Origin of the sequence: Pseudoalteromonas sp. MMG013 (genome assembly GCF_018100885.1) — a bacterium.
GTDB classification, from domain to species: domain Bacteria; phylum Pseudomonadota; class Gammaproteobacteria; order Enterobacterales; family Alteromonadaceae; genus Pseudoalteromonas; species Pseudoalteromonas aurantia.
This window is the reverse complement of the sequence record NZ_JAGJEE010000006.1, coordinates 117,022-132,212: the sequence shown is the minus strand read 5'-3', so window position 1 is coordinate 132,212 and position 15,191 is coordinate 117,022. Positions and strand designations below refer to the sequence as shown.

15 protein-coding genes are annotated in these 15,191 nt (G+C 38.3%); 8 read left to right on the top strand and 7 right to left on the bottom strand.

Going from position 1 to position 15,191, the window contains the following annotated elements:
• Positions 1–40: 40 nt before the first annotated feature.
• The 3 genes from J8L98_RS08470 to pyrC all read right to left on the bottom strand — a co-directional run bounded on the left by J8L98_RS08470 (position 41) and on the right by pyrC (position 2,132).
• A complete protein-coding gene (locus J8L98_RS08470; RefSeq protein WP_192506698.1) occupies positions 41–346 on the bottom strand; it encodes an H-NS histone family protein in 306 nt (101 codons plus the stop codon).
• A 211-nt stretch (positions 347–557) separates the two neighbouring features.
• Complete coding sequence (locus J8L98_RS08465) at positions 558–767, bottom strand: cold-shock protein (RefSeq protein ID WP_010362305.1); 210 nt, start codon at positions 765–767, stop codon at positions 558–560.
• Positions 768–1,088: 321 nt separating this feature from the next.
• The gene (pyrC, locus tag J8L98_RS08460) at positions 1,089–2,132 is read right to left on the bottom strand and encodes a dihydroorotase (RefSeq protein ID WP_192506697.1); all 1,044 of its coding nucleotides are present in this window, start codon (positions 2,130–2,132) and stop codon (positions 1,089–1,091) included.
• Positions 2,133–2,330: 198 nt separating this feature from the next.
• On the opposite strand from pyrC, the gene J8L98_RS08455 reads away from it, so the two are divergent.
• The 3 genes from J8L98_RS08455 (at position 2,331) to J8L98_RS08445 (ending at position 6,863) form a co-directional block, all read left to right on the top strand.
• Positions 2,331–4,706, top strand: a complete 2,376-nt coding sequence (locus J8L98_RS08455) for an EAL domain-containing protein (protein ID WP_210996079.1) — start codon at positions 2,331–2,333, stop codon at positions 4,704–4,706.
• Positions 4,707–5,161: 455 nt separating this feature from the next.
• On the top strand, positions 5,162–6,049 hold the full coding sequence (locus J8L98_RS08450) for a LysR family transcriptional regulator (protein ID WP_210996148.1): 888 nt from the start codon (positions 5,162–5,164) through the stop codon (positions 6,047–6,049).
• 61 nt (positions 6,050–6,110) lie between these two features.
• The gene (locus J8L98_RS08445) at positions 6,111–6,863 is read left to right on the top strand and encodes an ElyC/SanA/YdcF family protein (RefSeq protein ID WP_210996078.1); all 753 of its coding nucleotides are present in this window, start codon (positions 6,111–6,113) and stop codon (positions 6,861–6,863) included.
• A 24-nt stretch (positions 6,864–6,887) separates the two neighbouring features.
• Here the strand turns inward: J8L98_RS08445 and J8L98_RS08440 are convergent, their stop codons facing one another.
• The gene (locus tag J8L98_RS08440; protein ID WP_210996077.1) at positions 6,888–7,640 is read right to left on the bottom strand and encodes a Nif3-like dinuclear metal center hexameric protein; all 753 of its coding nucleotides are present in this window, start codon (positions 7,638–7,640) and stop codon (positions 6,888–6,890) included.
• Positions 7,641–7,803: 163 nt separating this feature from the next.
• Here J8L98_RS08440 and J8L98_RS08435 point away from each other — a divergent pair, with 163 nt between their 5' ends.
• A complete protein-coding gene (locus tag J8L98_RS08435) occupies positions 7,804–8,166 on the top strand; it encodes a hypothetical protein (RefSeq protein WP_210996076.1) in 363 nt (120 codons plus the stop codon).
• A gap of 574 nt (positions 8,167–8,740) precedes the next feature.
• Here the strand turns inward: J8L98_RS08435 and J8L98_RS08430 are convergent.
• Entirely contained in the window at positions 8,741–10,372 is a 1,632-nt protein-coding gene (locus J8L98_RS08430; RefSeq protein ID WP_210996075.1) for a hypothetical protein, read from the bottom strand.
• Positions 10,373–11,118: 746 nt separating this feature from the next.
• Between J8L98_RS08430 and J8L98_RS08425 the strand changes: the two genes are divergently transcribed.
• Both J8L98_RS08425 and J8L98_RS08420 read left to right on the top strand, forming a co-directional pair.
• Positions 11,119–11,292 (top strand): hypothetical protein, encoded by a 174-nt coding sequence (locus tag J8L98_RS08425; protein WP_210996074.1) that lies wholly within the window; start codon positions 11,119–11,121, stop codon positions 11,290–11,292.
• A gap of 48 nt (positions 11,293–11,340) precedes the next feature.
• Positions 11,341–11,859: a glycoside hydrolase family 18 protein gene (locus J8L98_RS08420; protein ID WP_210996073.1), complete on the top strand. Its 519-nt coding sequence runs from the start codon at positions 11,341–11,343 to the stop codon at positions 11,857–11,859.
• A gap of 134 nt (positions 11,860–11,993) precedes the next feature.
• Here the strand turns inward: J8L98_RS08420 and J8L98_RS08415 are convergent, their stop codons facing one another.
• Positions 11,994–12,527: an SRPBCC family protein gene (locus J8L98_RS08415; RefSeq protein WP_348771897.1), complete on the bottom strand. Its 534-nt coding sequence runs from the start codon at positions 12,525–12,527 to the stop codon at positions 11,994–11,996.
• Positions 12,528–13,002: 475 nt separating this feature from the next.
• Between J8L98_RS08415 and J8L98_RS08410 the strand changes: the two genes are divergently transcribed.
• Together J8L98_RS08410 and J8L98_RS08405 are read left to right on the top strand one after the other, a co-directional pair.
• A complete protein-coding gene (locus tag J8L98_RS08410; protein WP_210996072.1) occupies positions 13,003–14,169 on the top strand; it encodes a winged helix-turn-helix domain-containing protein in 1,167 nt (388 codons plus the stop codon).
• 57 nt (positions 14,170–14,226) lie between these two features.
• Positions 14,227–14,802: a hypothetical protein gene (locus J8L98_RS08405; RefSeq protein ID WP_210996071.1), complete on the top strand. Its 576-nt coding sequence runs from the start codon at positions 14,227–14,229 to the stop codon at positions 14,800–14,802.
• On the opposite strand, the gene J8L98_RS08400 is transcribed toward J8L98_RS08405, so the two are convergent.
• Entirely contained in the window at positions 14,791–14,922 is a 132-nt protein-coding gene (locus J8L98_RS08400) for an SUMF1/EgtB/PvdO family nonheme iron enzyme (RefSeq protein WP_210996070.1), read from the bottom strand. The two genes, J8L98_RS08405 and J8L98_RS08400, sit on opposite strands and share 12 nt — an antisense overlap.
• Between the last annotated feature and the right edge of the window lie 269 nt (positions 14,923–15,191).

Here is a 15,191-nt window from a genome sequence, read left to right as displayed (position 1 = left end):
TATGCTAAGCGAGCGTAGAAAATAATATAACTAAGCTAAATTAGATCGTATAGTCGTCTAAGTTAACGTCAGCAAAAGCTTTTGGTGTTTTCCCTCGGCCTGTCCATTCAAAAACTTGACCATCTTTTTCTATACGATATTTAGCTTTTACTTTTGCGCGCTTGTCCGATTGAACGCCACCGACTAAATCTTCAAGGGTTAACCCTTTTTCCTTGATAAGTGCTAATACTTCGTCTTTTACTTGCTGTTGTTCACGCTGGCTATCTATTGCTTCGTTGATTAATTCAGCAGCTTTCTCTAGCTCGTTAAAACTCGCAGACTTAATAAAAGATTTAATTTCACGCATTGGCAGTTCTCTTGTATTGATAAGGATATAAATTTACCTACAAACGGTAATATATTAATCAGAAATAAAATTAACTGATCTCTTTATTATTTTTACATATAAAAATAATAAAGCAAATAATTATAAGTGATTTGATATAATAATAAGAGTAGTTAGGAAAGAATAAAATGATAAAGGAGTAACAAGGCTGTTACTCCAATTTAAAGCAGGCTTATACAGCAACTACATTTTCAGCTTCTGGACCTTTTTTACCTTGCTTAACATCAAAAGATACCGCTTGGCCATCAGTCAGAGTACGGAAACCGTCACCAGAAATAGCGCTGAAGTGTACAAACACGTCAGGACCATTCTCTTGTTCAATAAAACCAAAACCTTTAGATTCATTGAAAAACTTTACTTTACCTGTTTTAGAAGTAGACATACCTATTATTCCTGTAGATCAAATCAAAATTAACACTTGCCAATATGGCTTCCTCCCTGAGTTTGCTTATCAACACATCGGAATAATAAATACAGCAGATCATACTAATGTTACCAAGTGTAAGTACCTAACCGGTAACTACAAGTACATTATTCTTTACCGCAACTTTTACATCCATTGAATTGCAAAAACTCAAAGCATAGCTAGCCTAACATATAAACTGGCTTTCTGTACAAACCAAGTCCCATTTATTCTAAAATAAAACGACTTAGGATAAAAAAAAGCGCACTTTTTGGGTACGATGCTATTAAAAACTAATGACTATTCAGTAATTAACCAATCAATCATATCACCAGCTTTGATAGGAACCACATCAGCTCCGCCTAACGGGTAACTTTCTGGTACTTTCCAAGGCGATCTTGTTAAAGTAATAGTGTCGGTGTTTCTCGGTAAGTCATAAAAGTCCGGGCCAAAATGACTTGCGAAGCCTTCCAATTTATCAAGTGCATCAACAGCTTCAAACGCTTCAGCATAAAGCTCTAAAGCAGCATGAGCCGTATAAGCACCAGCACACCCACACGCAGCTTCTTTTTTATCTTTCGCATGCGGTGCCGAGTCTGTACCTAAAAAGAATTTTTGACTACCACTTGTTGCTGCTTCAATTAACGCTTGTTGGTGCGTGTTACGCTTTAATATTGGTAAACAATAATAATGCGGTCTGATCCCACCAGCAAGCATATGATTGCGATTATATAATAAGTGGTGCGCCGTTATTGTGGCTGCGACATTATCCGAAGCTCCTTTAACAAACTCTACAGCATCTTGAGTTGTAATATGCTCTAACACCACTTTTAAATTTGGAAACGTATCGACGATTTTAGACAATTTAGTTTCAATAAAGATCTTTTCACGGTCAAAAATATCAATTGATGAGTCTGTTACTTCACCATGTACTAATAAAAGCATACCAACTTCTTCCATTGCTTCCAGCACTGGATAGATATTCTCAATGTCTGTAACACCTGAATCCGAATTAGTCGTTGCACCTGCAGGGTATAATTTAGCCGCCACAATATGGCCACTTGCTTTTGCTTTTTTTATCTCTTGCGGTGTTGTTTTATCTGTAAGGTATAGCACCATTAAAGGCTGAAAATCACCTTGAGGTTCAGCAGCTAAAATACGATCTCGATAAGAGAGTGCGGTTTCTGTGCATGTTGCTGGAGGCACCAAATTTGGCATTATAATAGCGCGCCCCATATAGCGACTAATATCTCGTACCGTATCTTTTAACTGTACGCCATCGCGTAAATGTACATGCCAATCATCTGGGCGAGTAATAGTGAGGGTAGTTACTGTGCTAGTCATTGCTCTTTTCCACTGCTGAATTTGCCCGATCATAGGCAGTTAAGGGCCGTTAGTAAAGTATTTCACATCCGCTTTATATTTAAAGAAGGATGACTGTTTGCATAGTTTTACAGGCTAAATAACTTTTTCACTTAAAAACATGTTGTTTCACTCTTAAGTACGATAAATTATGCGCACTCTCAAATATGAGTTATGAGCATGCTTTCACACAAAAAACTAGAATCAAAAACCGAACAGCTCAGCATCATAAATCAATTCTCATCTTCATTACTGCAGATCACACAGTTAGATGAGCTATTTGATTATGTAACTTCTCAAGTAGTTAGCCGACTGGGGTTTGTCGACTGCGTTATTTATCTATCAGACGAACATAGTGAATATTTAGAAGAAGTCGCCAGTATGGGACTGTCGCATCAAAATACTAACTATCAAATAACCCAAACACGTATTCCAATAGCACAAGGGATCACGGGTTACGTTGCAAGAACAAGAAAAGCATTTGTTTCTGCTGATGTATCTAATGAACCCAAATATATCGCAGACTCAAGGCCTGCTTTATCTGAGCTATGTGTGCCATTGATTTATGAAGAGCAACTGCTTGGCGTGATCGACTGTGAGCACCCTGAACAAAACTATTTCACTGACGGACATTTACAAATCCTATCTACTGTCGCTCACTTACTCAGTGCAAAAATAAATCAAGTTAGAACACTTAATCATTTAACACAAACTGTAGAGCAGCTAAATCAGGCACAGCAACTAGAAAAATCACTACTTAAAATAGCGAATATTGCGTATCAATCTGAGGATTTAGATGCATTTTATGATGATTTGTATTTAATAATTAATAGCCAGTTACCGGCCGAGAACTTTTTTATTGCTTTATACGATAAGCAAATTGATGTATTGGAAATTAGCTATTTAATTGAAAGTGAAGTTAAATGCAATGCATCTCAGAAAGTATCAAAAGCTCAATTAAAGGATACAGCCTCCTATTTCATTATAAATAGCGCCCGCCCATTATTGTGTAACCATCAAGAGTTTGAGCAGCATATTGCTTCTGGGGACTTTAAAATGGTGGGACGCTCTCCACGTTCATGGTTAGGCGTGCCATTTACGGTTAATACCCAGTATCAAGGTGTCATAGTAATACAAAGCTACCGAAACAATAAAGCCTTTAATCGTCACCACTTATCGATTCTAACCTATATAAGCCGTCAAGTTAGTATGGCTATTGATAGGCAATTATCTCGACAAGCTTTAGAGCATAGAGCCCTACATGATGAACTCACAGGGCTAGCAAACCGCTATCTCCTGCTAGAAAGGATCAAGCATGCCATTTTATCTCATGAAAGAGCTTCTGAGCCAAATTTGCATTGCCTACTGTATTTAGACCTAGATCGATTTAAAAGTATTAATGATGCATTAGGTCACGACGTTGGCGATCATTTTTTAATTGCTATCGTTAACGCTATCCAATCAAGCATTAGGCGTACAGACACGTTTGCACGTTTAGGGGGGGATGAGTTCGCCATCTTTATGGAAAATGTACAAGATAAGCAACAAGTTGAAACTGCATTAGAGCGAATAAACAGCGCCATTGCAAAACCGTTGCACATTGATGGTCACATTTTACAGGCATCTGGCAGTATTGGAGTTGCATTTACCAATGAAGCAACCGACAGCGCCATTGGGTTACTGCAACAAGCTGATGCCGCCATGTATGAAGCTAAATCCTCTGGTAGAGGTCGCGTTCGTTATTTTAATAATGCAATGCGTAAAAAGCTAAAACGTCAAGCTGATATCGAAAATGACCTGCAGCATGGGATTAAAAATGATGAATTTGAACTCTATTTTCAGCCTATATTTACGCTCAATCAGCCTCATATCGTTAGTTTTGAAGCACTGGTTCGTTGGCACCACCCAAAAGCCGGATTAGTTTCCCCTGACGATTTTATTCCCATAGCGGAACATACAGGTCAAATCATCGACTTAGATTTGCACTTGCTGCACGTTGCTGCTGCACAATTACAACAATGGCGACGTGCCGGAAACCCAACAATTAGAATCACCGTTAACGTCTCATCTCGCCACTTTGCGAGTTTAGATTTTGTCGATTTTATGCGTTCATTGTACATTAAGTATCAACTACCTAACGGTACTCTATGTCTTGAGATCACAGAGTCAGGCCTGATCGAAAACCTGACACTTGCGACACGAATAATTCACGGGTTAGCGCCTTTAGGCGTTAAGTTATATCTTGATGACTTTGGCACTGGTTATTCTGCATTAGGTTACTTACACCAATTACCTATCCATACGTTAAAAATTGACAAAAGCTTCATAGATAAACTGACGAACAAAGAAAACCCTCTGGTTGATGCAATTTTGTCTCTCGCCGAATCGCTTAAGTTAAATGTTGTCGCGGAGGGAATAGAAAACCCAAAACAATGGGCGTTATTAAAACGAAAAGGCTGTCAATTAGGACAGGGGTATCTCGTTTCAAAACCTTTACCAGCACAAAAAGCAATGGCACTATTGATAAAACATACGGAAGTAGCGCTGTCTATATAAAAAATATATACGTTATCCTATGAGCGCGGCGCATCGCTTTCTTAGTCAAAAAGCCTCTGTAACTATAGAGGCTAGCTCTTCATTAATCATGTTATTAACCAAACTCGGCTCTCCGTGCTATCTATCACGCCTCCGACTCCCATCGTATTTTTAAACCGATACCATACAATTCACCGCTTTTTATCTATTAATGATCAAAACCAGCATGTGGTGATTGAATTGATTGCAACTCATGCCCCACCAAATACAACATGAACAAAATTAATTTGAATTTTTTGCAAAAAAGTTAAAATAAAAATGACAACGCTGTCAAAATTGGTGCTATAGTGATTTTGTTATAAATTAATCACTGCACGCTGGTTTTATAGACGGCCAACCTCTATTATGGCGATGTTAACCATGCTGCTTGGTCATAATTTGAGTTTCACTCACTATATAAATGAGATTTATTGAAGATGATAGACATAAAACACCTAAAAACCATATCTACTCTGAAAGAAACAGGCTCATTAGTTAACACTGCGCGTGAATTATTTTTAACGCAATCTGCTTTGTCACATCAAATTAAAGATCTCGAAAACAAGCTTGATTGCCAATTATTCGAACGGAAAACTCAACCCGTAAGATTTACGCCTCAGGGCATGCTGCTATTAGAGTTAGCTGGCGAAATTCTGCCGAGAGTCGAAGCAACCAAATGTCGGCTAAAAGAAAGCTTAAATCAACCTATTTCTCAATTACGGCTTAGTGTTGAATGCCATGCTTGTTTTCATTGGCTGTTGCCTACTATTAAAGAGTTCAACAATTTTTGGCCTGATATAAAAGTCGATTACGAAAGAGGTTTTAGCTACGATGCAATTCCAGACCTTATGGACGACGAATTGGACCTAGTACTGACATCAGACATTCGCGAGCCAGATAAACTAGAATATGCACATCTATTTGACTTTAAGTTGAAATTAATAGTTGCACCGGATCATGAGCTGGCGAAAAAAGCCTATGTTACTGCGCTTGACTTAAAAGATGAAACTATCATCTCATACCCCATTCCAAAAGAACGCCAAGATATTTTCAAGCACTTTATACAAAATGCACGGTTTGATGGAACTTTAAAAACAGTCGATCAAGGCTTATTAATATTCCAACTAGTTAGTGCCGGGATGGGCGTGGCGGCATTACCTGATTGGTTAGTAACACCTTATGAAAGCCAGGGGTTAATTAAATCAATTCCATTAGGTGCGTTGGGTTTAAATAGGCCCATGTTCTTAGCAATGAAGAAAAATATGAAAGATAACCCTGTTTATCGTCATTTTTTAAACACCTGCAAGCTTAACAATGTTCGCTAACCTGTTCATATCAACGCCACTCTAATACACTATAACCCAACATCCAAGGTTGGGTTCTCATATGTTCGAATTAAAAAATATTATTGGCAGCTTGTTAATGCCTCTGCCATTTACACTCCTACTCATTGCTTTTTGCTTATTCTTTATAAATAAAACTCACATTAAATCATATTTAACCTGTTGGGTTCTGATATTGTCCCTATGGTCTATCAGCACACCTCATATCGCAGCTTTAATCATTACGCCCCAGGAAAAAGCGCTAAAACCATTTAAGCTATCTCAATATGCGCATTTAGATAAAATTGTGGTTTTGGGCTGTGGGGCTTACCCAAATTCTCAATTGCCAAGTAATACACAACTTAACGGATGCGCACTCGCAAGGTTAGTTGAAGGACTCAGACTCGCAAAGCACTATCCGCGGGCAGAGTTAATTGTTTCTGGGGTACATTCAAACACCACATTAATGTCAAAAGCTGCTATTTCTTTGGGGGTTAAAGCGAACCGTATTAAGCAGAGCCCAAAAGCTTTAGATACCAAAGATGAGGCCAGACTCTTAGCTCCCCATTTAGTTGATAGGCAAGTCGCATTAGTGACTTCGGCAAGCCATATGGCCAGAGCCATTGATTTATTCCAAGCGCAAGGTGTTTCAGTTATAACAGCCCCAACACAATTCTACTCATTTTCTAAGCACACTTCATCAAGACAATTTATCGCCCAAGCTAGCGTGTTACATGCAGTCACCACACATTGTCATGAATGGTTAGGTAAGCTTTGGATTTCACTCATTAGAGCGCTCGACCCTGAAGCTCTATAGCCCCTTTTTGTTGATATAACCCCATCAAACGGGGTTATCTATATCAACAAACGTCACATCCAAGCCATACTGCCTACCTAAATACTCACCAAGTGCTTTAATGCCATAACGCTCTGTTGCATGATGGCCCGCAGCAAAGAAATCTATATTTTGTTCTCTAGCACTGTGTATCGTTTGCTCTGATGCTTCACCGGTTAAATACGCGTCTATTCCTTGTTCAGCAGCCAAATCAATATAACCTTGACCACCACCTGTGCACCAAGCTATGGTTTCTATTTTCTTTGCTCTAGGCGCACAAACTAGCGGCTCCCGCTTTAACACCTTTGCTATTTTTTGCGCAAACTCATCAGCCATTATAGGCGTTTGTAACCGTCCTCTAACAGCAACACTATTCGGCCCACTCTCTAAGCCACCTTCCACCTCCATATCCAACAAGTTTGCAAGTTGCGCATTATTGCCAAGTTCAGGATGAATATCGAGTGGTAAATGATAACCAAATAAATTAATGTCATGCGCTAACAAACTGGCAATACGACGTTTTTTCATACCTGTAATTGTTTGTTGTTCTCCTTTCCAAAAATAGCCATGATGAACCAAAATCGTATCCGCACCGAGTGAAATTGCCTCATCAATCAGCGCTTGACTGGCGGTTACCCCTGTCACTACCTTATTAACTACGTTTGAGCCTTCTACTTGTAATCCATTCGGTGCAAAATCTTTAATTGCACTCGGTTTAAGTAACTCTGTTAAAATTTGTGTGAATTCTGAACGCTTCATGACGTACCCACTACTTTGTAGAAAATAATCGCAAATTTTGGCGTCAAATCGAGCTAATTGGAAGCAAAAATCGTAAAAAATTGAAAAATTGCCCAAATATGGGTATAACTACTCTTTAAATCTTAATCCCGCATATCCGCGTATAAAACGACTAGGATCTACGATGAGTAAACTAGATAAAACTGAAGTATTAAGCGCTTTTGAAGTGGCTTATGAAGCTGCCCATGGTAAAAAGCCAGAAATTGAAACCAAGCCAGGCTGGTATAGCATTGATGGTGGCAAAAACATGCGCCTTGCTGACGTTGCAGCACTCACTGAAGAACTATCTTCAGGTTCAGCGACCCCTAGCACAGCTGCGCCTGCTAAAAAAGCAAAAACAAAGAAAGCCGTTGCACCAGCGACAACTAAGAAAGCCCCTTTCATCGTGATCAAAGAGAATGAAGAAGGTTACACCGCTGAAGAGCTTTGGATTGTAGAATTAGCCCGTAAAGACCATGATTGTCGTTTACCGCGTGGCGTTGTTTAACTTTTAAACAACCCTCTATTATCTCAAAAAGACCGCTTAATAGCGGTTTTTTGTTGCCCCTTTCCCGCTCTTTATTGGACTTACAACTACAAGCATCACGGTCAATATGAGTAACTCTCCATATGACTGATGATCCATTAAACGCATGAACACCGCCATTTGGCCAAATCATTGCCATTGCTTAATTATACTTATTGTAATCAACTAATCGTCTTAAATGACTCACCAATTTTACAAGCTAAAGCTCCCACCGACTGCATCGATTCTTTCATAGAACAACCAAAACACCTATAAATAAATCTTCGGTATTATGGGGCACTTTTCGAGTGAAAATACACTCTATACATAGCATGGTGAGTATCATAAATTACGACTTCAAGTTTTAATAAATAAGTTTAACAATTATATATTACATGTGGGGTTTTCAAAAAACCGAATCTGAGGGTGACGATTTAATTCTTTAAACAGCAAAGCTCCACCCTAAATTGCGAGGGTGAAGCTTTAACAATCAAAATAATTATTTACCTCCTTTGGCTCTGTAGAAGGCGATATCTGTCACAATTCATAGCTTCAGCTATTTTAAGCCAACAGATATTAATTGAAGCTTTGGAGTAACCATTGACGATTTTTCTTTCAACAACACGCGCCCAAATATCCGAAGTGGGATCCGGCCTTTGCTATCTTGTAACCTTACGTCATACCCAAACTCACTAGATACCACTTCGATTTCGTAATTTTGCCAATTTTTTATCGTGTTTTCCGTTTTAATTTTTTCTATCATCTTAGCTTCTGCCTGCGCCAACAGGCTTTGCTTATACTTACTTGAAATCTCCCAACTAGTATTTTCAGGAATATTTATATCGAATGCCAACCCAGCATGCGACACTGCCATATCGTTCGCATTTAACTTTACAGCAGGCATAACATCAGGTGTTACTATCCATGCATCGCCCACTTTTTTACTAAATGCAATCCGCTTTGCAACCAACCTATCATTGGCACCAAATGCCTCAGAGTAACGCTCATCTTTAATTTGGTATACTTGCCAACCTATTCCTTTTTTAGATGTGAGCTGCTTATCTATGAGAGATGTTGCAAGGCTTACCGCCCTCTCCTGAGGCATCGAGAAAATTTTTGCTTGGGCTGGCACAATACTAGACGTCAACAAACCCGTTACGTCAAACTTATTTTCTAAAGATATGTAGGGATAGAGTGTATAGTACTGATTTGAATTCTTAATCGGTGCAGCACGCTTAGAAAACTCTTGAACAATATATGACCAATGTGAGCCGGTGCTTTTTATTAATGAAAGTTCTGTACTATAGAGCTTTTCACGTGCATCTGGACCGAAACATATCATGCCACCCAATGCACTTTTATCTCCGGCATCAATTGCATCAAACCACGCATCTTTGTTTTGAACTCCGACACGATTCCACTTATTCCAGAATGAACTACCGTAATGCCCCCAATCATTTTGGTAACCATTAACGCCATAAATACAATTCACCCCCTTAGCTCTGCTAGCCCATGTTTTATCTGGTGTTTGTAACACAGATAAGGATACTGGACTCGACTGTTCAACCGCAGAAGTAAACTTATTATTTAATATGTTCGCTTTCTTCTTATTTGAAGAGCATTCACCTTTAATTACACTACAGCACCCACTTATAAATAAATGCCTTAAATTAACAGTACCTGGTGACATTTGACTAGAAAAAATATGACAAGAACCATTTTCTTCAACACTAAGTGGTGCCAGCCAATTATTATTATAAGTACCTGAATGATTGGACATAAAGGCATAATACGCCGACTCAAGCCCATCATAACCACTCGGAGAGTTTGCACTTGAGTAATGCGAGCGACTTGTCCAATCACTTTTTTTAACCTGCGTGTTTAAATCCAATGAATTTTTAATTGCCCAACTAGGGCTTGCCGTAATAAACCCTGACGCATCAGAAAGGGTGTGTTTTAGGCTACTATCCGTACAAAATCGAGAGAGTCCATATGAGTTTATATACACGCCACTGTGCGCCTGATTGTGCTTTTCTTTTTTATCCACTAAATCTTTTGTCAAAGTTACAATATTATGCCATTCAACATCTGCATTTACATCAATCTGCGGTAGCTCATGAGCTGTTACCAACACACTATGACCAGAAAATAATAACCCTATTCCAAAGAGCTTAATATGCTTACTCATTTTCATTCCTTTAGTTTTTTCATTGGTGTAATACCACAGACTCTTTTAAACTAAAGCCTATCACTCCATAATTGTTAACTTACTGTACTTTAAGTGTTTAAATTGATATTTATCTCTTACAAAGAGTAAAAAATACATCAGAGTAAATTAATAGCGTCCACACTGAAATAATTTAATATAAATTCATAATAAATAAACATCTTTTTAAAACCTCACTTATGATACATGAAATGAAAAATATCATAATAAAATTTCACAGGAACTTTCAGTGCATTGATTTTAAATGGAAATAAGTTGTTTTAAATAAAATATAAGCGATTAACATAGAGATGTACTGCGAATAATATTGAAAATTTGGCATTATTAATTTAAAAAATTAGCATAAAAGAACAGACCTTGCAGATCCAAGTACTTAGTCGCTCATCGGCCAACAACCGACTCCTATCTAAACAAAAATTTAACTCGCAATATACACTCAAAGCCATTTCGTAATACGAGGTAATTTAACTATAAACCTTAGACCAACGTCGGTATTCAACCCTATTGCAACTAGCTCAAAAAACAGCCACGCTAACAGCGGAATAACATATATATGTAAAGGAAATATACAATGATACAAAGAACTTTGTTGGCATTTTGCCTAGGCGCAGTATTTAACAGTCACGCATCTCAATGTCCGCGATTTCCCTACCTATGAACAGCCACACCCAATTGAAAGCAGTAATCATCTCTATCTGTTAAAACGGTTGCATGAACTATTACCCAGCGAAATCGGCTTAGGCACCGATGTGGAGGCGGGGTTTTGGAGTGGACCAAATTATCACGCTGACTTAGATATTTATGCTGACTACATTCGCTTTATGGCATACAACTTTACGGGACAATGGCCAGGGTCGTTTATTGATCACCACAGTGCGTAGCTATATACGAAAATGGGTTTGGAGTCGAATATTCCAGGCATCAATAGCATGGCGCAAAAATACTCGAGAGAGAAAACTCTACTCGGTCTCCCCTTTTACCACAAAGGTTTTGTGAATGGACAAAGTGATCAAGTAAACATCGTTACCACAGATTACATTGTCGAAAATTTAGGTCTTGATTTTAATTCAGGTCATGCTATTGACGATAATATTCATTGGTACTGGGAAACCCCAAAACTCATTCAAAAGAAATCGCAATATGTAAAAGACAATAACTACCCTGGTGTATTTATTTGGGAGTTACATCAAGACAGCAGAGATTCAGAGCATCAACTATTAAATGCCATAGCTCAAGTACTGCCAAAATGTGATGCGTGCAACTCATCATGGCAAGGATACCCGACCATTTACACTCAGGGAGATACGTTTAGCTTCAAAGGAAACAATTACCGCGTTGAGTCTGGTCCTATTTATGACATCACGCCGGAAACACAGGGCCATCAACATCGATTTAGCGATATAGGTGATTGTAAAACGAACTCTACATTTAACAAGCAAACTCTATAACAACGATATATGGGAGAGCCAAAAGCTTTCCCACTGCTGCCCTTGAACTAAAAAACACCTACGCCGTATGGCTAATTTTGATAATAGTCAGATTTTATAGACGTCTTATACCCGTCACTTCGTATTAGAGTTACTCACTGTTCGAGGATCCTTTTTAACTGGTCAAGCCCTGCTTGCAAATCATCACCTATCTGCTTTTCAAAATCGATAAACAAAAACGTCAAATTCATTGGGTAATTCATATGCCCTTGAAACCCCCACTTAACCTCAGTGGTTTCACCAATACGTTTAGTAAGCATGTACGCGGGTTCTGTTGCTTCAAATGGCGCTAAAAACCGGAGTTCATAGTCAATCCGTTGCATCGGTGTTATACCAACAATTTCTTGTTCCCCTGTTCCTACGTCTGGGTGTTCACTGTGCCATGCAGATACAAACCCCACTTGCGCATCAATGCCCCGATAGTCCTTTTTCATATTCGGGTCAATATTAGCCCAACGACTGTATTTATCTTGATTCTTTAAATATTTAATATAATTAAACACCACTTCAACCGGTTGCTCTATTACAACACTTCGTTCCACATGATATGAATTCGCAATAAATAGCGCCAATATGAGTGGCGCTGCTAGTAAGAAAAATAATATGGTAAAAACAGGTTTAAGCATCATTGCCTCCAAATTTTTTATCTATCAGAAAGTTATGAACACACCTGAATAAATTAGCTTAAAACACTGTAAAGGCAATTACATTTAGGTTAATCATATTATTGCCTCTCAAATCGGTTCGCGTGCTAATGTTTCAGTTACTAAAAGTAATACTTAAATTTAACTTCCAAATAGTCATCATCTCGTAAGTCATAACTTAAATCCTGTTCAATAGGATTAGCAAATACCCTTGCCTCTACCGCAACATTCCATGCAACACTCCATGCATCAGTACACCGAGTACCTGCTTCTGATTTAGCGTAATTAGCACCAACTAGAAAACTGACTTAGTCGCATTTTTCCATCCATTTATCACTCCTTATAACCATTAACAATGGTTAAGGTGAGCTGTTAGCTGGCCATAGCTATGAATATCACTCCCATCTATTTTAAGACTATGTAATAATAAGTCTCAAAGTAATAAAAACAGATAAATTCTATGGAGTTACAGTTTTCTCAATACCAATACTCATGTGATAAACGCGTACTGTATAGAAATGGTGAGCTAATTGTCTTAAAACGAAATCAAACGTTATTACTTGAATACTTCTTACTAAACCCAAGCGATATTCACAGTAAAGATGACATAATGAATGCTGTTTGGCGAAATAAAGTCGTCTCTGAACAAGTTGTCTTTCAGACTATAAGTCAATTGCGAGCAATTTTTGGAGAGGCTGCTATCAAAACCTATTCAAAGAAAGGCTATAAGTGGCAATATGCAGTATCCAATCCTATCGATAATAGCCTGAATCACCCATCTGTTGAATACACAAAAAATAAAAAATCACCATATTATTTATATACAGCAATAAGCTGCAGTTTTATTTTTCTTATCTTGTTGCTCGCCTCTCAATGGCAAACCCCAGCTGCACAAACGCCACTATATATCGCTACGAATGCTCAAGGTACTGATGGACAAAGCAAGTTGCTGCTGACTAATACCAGTGTTTTTGCAGATAACGCGCACTTTTCAATTAAAACTATCAGCCTTAGCGATATAAATCAGCAGCATTTTTTATCGCCGCAGCAAGCCTGGGAAAACGCACAGCTACCACTCAATAACTGGCTCCTATGGGGTGATATGTACCCTTCTGAAAAAGGCGTGTTTTTACACTATGGTCTATCCAATGACACACGTCATTGGCAAGGTTATGCATTTGGAGAAACAACTGAAAAAGCGCGTTTGGCATTAGACGAACAACTTAAGCAACTACATGATTTATCGTTTTTTTCTTCACATAAACCACTTAGCTTAGCTGAGCTAGAAACAATGCATAGTCACGCACCAAATAATGCGCAGATAACACTATTACTGGCAAAGCATTTAGTTTACGCTAAGCAGCCTGATGTCGCCATGGTGCACCTAGATAGGTTGCTTACTGACAGAGGGTATGGAAAAAAAGCCTATCGAGCACAAGCTCAGTGGCTAATTGGCATGATCTACAAAATGCGCAAGCAACATCAACAAAGTACTCATCGATTAACATTATTGAGAAAAGAGCTCGAACATACTTCGCTTTGGCCTTTACAATATGACTACTTCAATACCAGTGCATGGCTTCATTATGAACAGGGCAATACAGAGCAAATGTTTAATGTGTTATAGGAAGCTATATCTTTAGCCCAACATCAACAGGCGCCCTTGGCACAATTTGAACTTCACATGCTATATTCAATTCTAGCAAAAAAAGTAAACAATACTGCCCAGCAGTATGCTCAGCTAAATAAAGCCCAAGCTTTATTGATAGCCCATAATTTAAGCGATTCTAATAAGGCTATTATATATTTTCATTTTGCATTGTTCACACAAGATAATGCACTTGCTTTGCCCTACTTAAAGCGTATTTTAACCATTCCCAAAACCGCGAATAACTACTGGGTACTTGATAATGCCTTAGAAATGCTGGTGTCATATTATATTGAAGTACGGGATTTTAAATCTGCTCATGCATTATTCAATGATACAGTAAAACAGCCTGCTCAATTGCAATTGAAAGCCCAAGTGTTATTAGTTCAAGACTTATTTGATGACGCTCGCCTGCTGTTTCAAGAAGCATTTAATACAGCCCGCTTGACCCATAATAGGCTCGTATCACTCAATTCTGCTCTTGCGTTATATCAATTGACACACTCAATCCCTGAGCTCAAAAGCGAGTATTTGGCATTTTTACAAACCAATGCTTCACCATTATGGCTGAAACAACATGGTGTTACCTCGGCAATTGCGTTAGAACATTAATTCTTGTCGAGATTTAGTCGGTACTTTGTATCCTGTTGCTTGCGCAAAACGCTGAAATTCAGCTACGGTTACTTCATACGTGCCCATGTAAAATTGGCGACCCGCTTCTTGGTGAAGCATTGAAATTAAACCGGTTCAATAGGGGTGATTGTGCTCTGCTGTTTCATTATTAGTAAGTGAGCACCAACTAATGGCATGACTGAAATACATATTCTCATAATTGCATCTCTTTTAAACTTATAACTGCTCTATCTATGTACGTCGCGACATACCTTACGTACAAAACTATTTTCTAATGAAATAGAAAAAATAAAATGTATAGTCACTAACAACACTGACCTAATTATCATCTTTAATAATAGCCATCTGTTATTTAAAGCTTTATTTTA

Bases quoted from the DNA above. Each gene is read 5' to 3' on its own strand.
- J8L98_RS08470 (WP_192506698.1), bottom strand. From the start codon at position 346: ATGCGTGAAATTAAATCTTTTATTAAGTCTGCGAGTTTTAACGAGCTA.
- J8L98_RS08465 (WP_010362305.1), bottom strand. From the start codon at position 767: ATGTCTACTTCTAAAACAGGTAAAGTAAAGTTTTTCAATGAATCTAAA.
- pyrC (WP_192506697.1), bottom strand. From the start codon at position 2,132: ATGACTAGCACAGTAACTACCCTCACTATTACTCGCCCAGATGATTGG.
- J8L98_RS08455 (WP_210996079.1), top strand. From the start codon at position 2,331: ATGCTTTCACACAAAAAACTAGAATCAAAAACCGAACAGCTCAGCATC.
- J8L98_RS08450 (WP_210996148.1), top strand. From the start codon at position 5,162: ATGATAGACATAAAACACCTAAAAACCATATCTACTCTGAAAGAAACA.
- J8L98_RS08445 (WP_210996078.1), top strand. From the start codon at position 6,111: ATGTTCGAATTAAAAAATATTATTGGCAGCTTGTTAATGCCTCTGCCA.
- J8L98_RS08440 (WP_210996077.1), bottom strand. From the start codon at position 7,640: ATGAAGCGTTCAGAATTCACACAAATTTTAACAGAGTTACTTAAACCG.
- J8L98_RS08435 (WP_210996076.1), top strand. From the start codon at position 7,804: ATGAGTAAACTAGATAAAACTGAAGTATTAAGCGCTTTTGAAGTGGCT.
- J8L98_RS08430 (WP_210996075.1), bottom strand. From the start codon at position 10,372: ATGAGTAAGCATATTAAGCTCTTTGGAATAGGGTTATTATTTTCTGGT.
- J8L98_RS08420 (WP_210996073.1), top strand. From the start codon at position 11,341: ATGGCGCAAAAATACTCGAGAGAGAAAACTCTACTCGGTCTCCCCTTT.
- J8L98_RS08415 (WP_348771897.1), bottom strand. From the start codon at position 12,527: ATGATGCTTAAACCTGTTTTTACCATATTATTTTTCTTACTAGCAGCG.
- J8L98_RS08410 (WP_210996072.1), top strand. From the start codon at position 13,003: ATGGAGTTACAGTTTTCTCAATACCAATACTCATGTGATAAACGCGTA.
- J8L98_RS08405 (WP_210996071.1), top strand. From the start codon at position 14,227: ATGCTATATTCAATTCTAGCAAAAAAAGTAAACAATACTGCCCAGCAG.
- J8L98_RS08400 (WP_210996070.1), bottom strand. From the start codon at position 14,922: ATGCTTCACCAAGAAGCGGGTCGCCAATTTTACATGGGCACGTATGAA.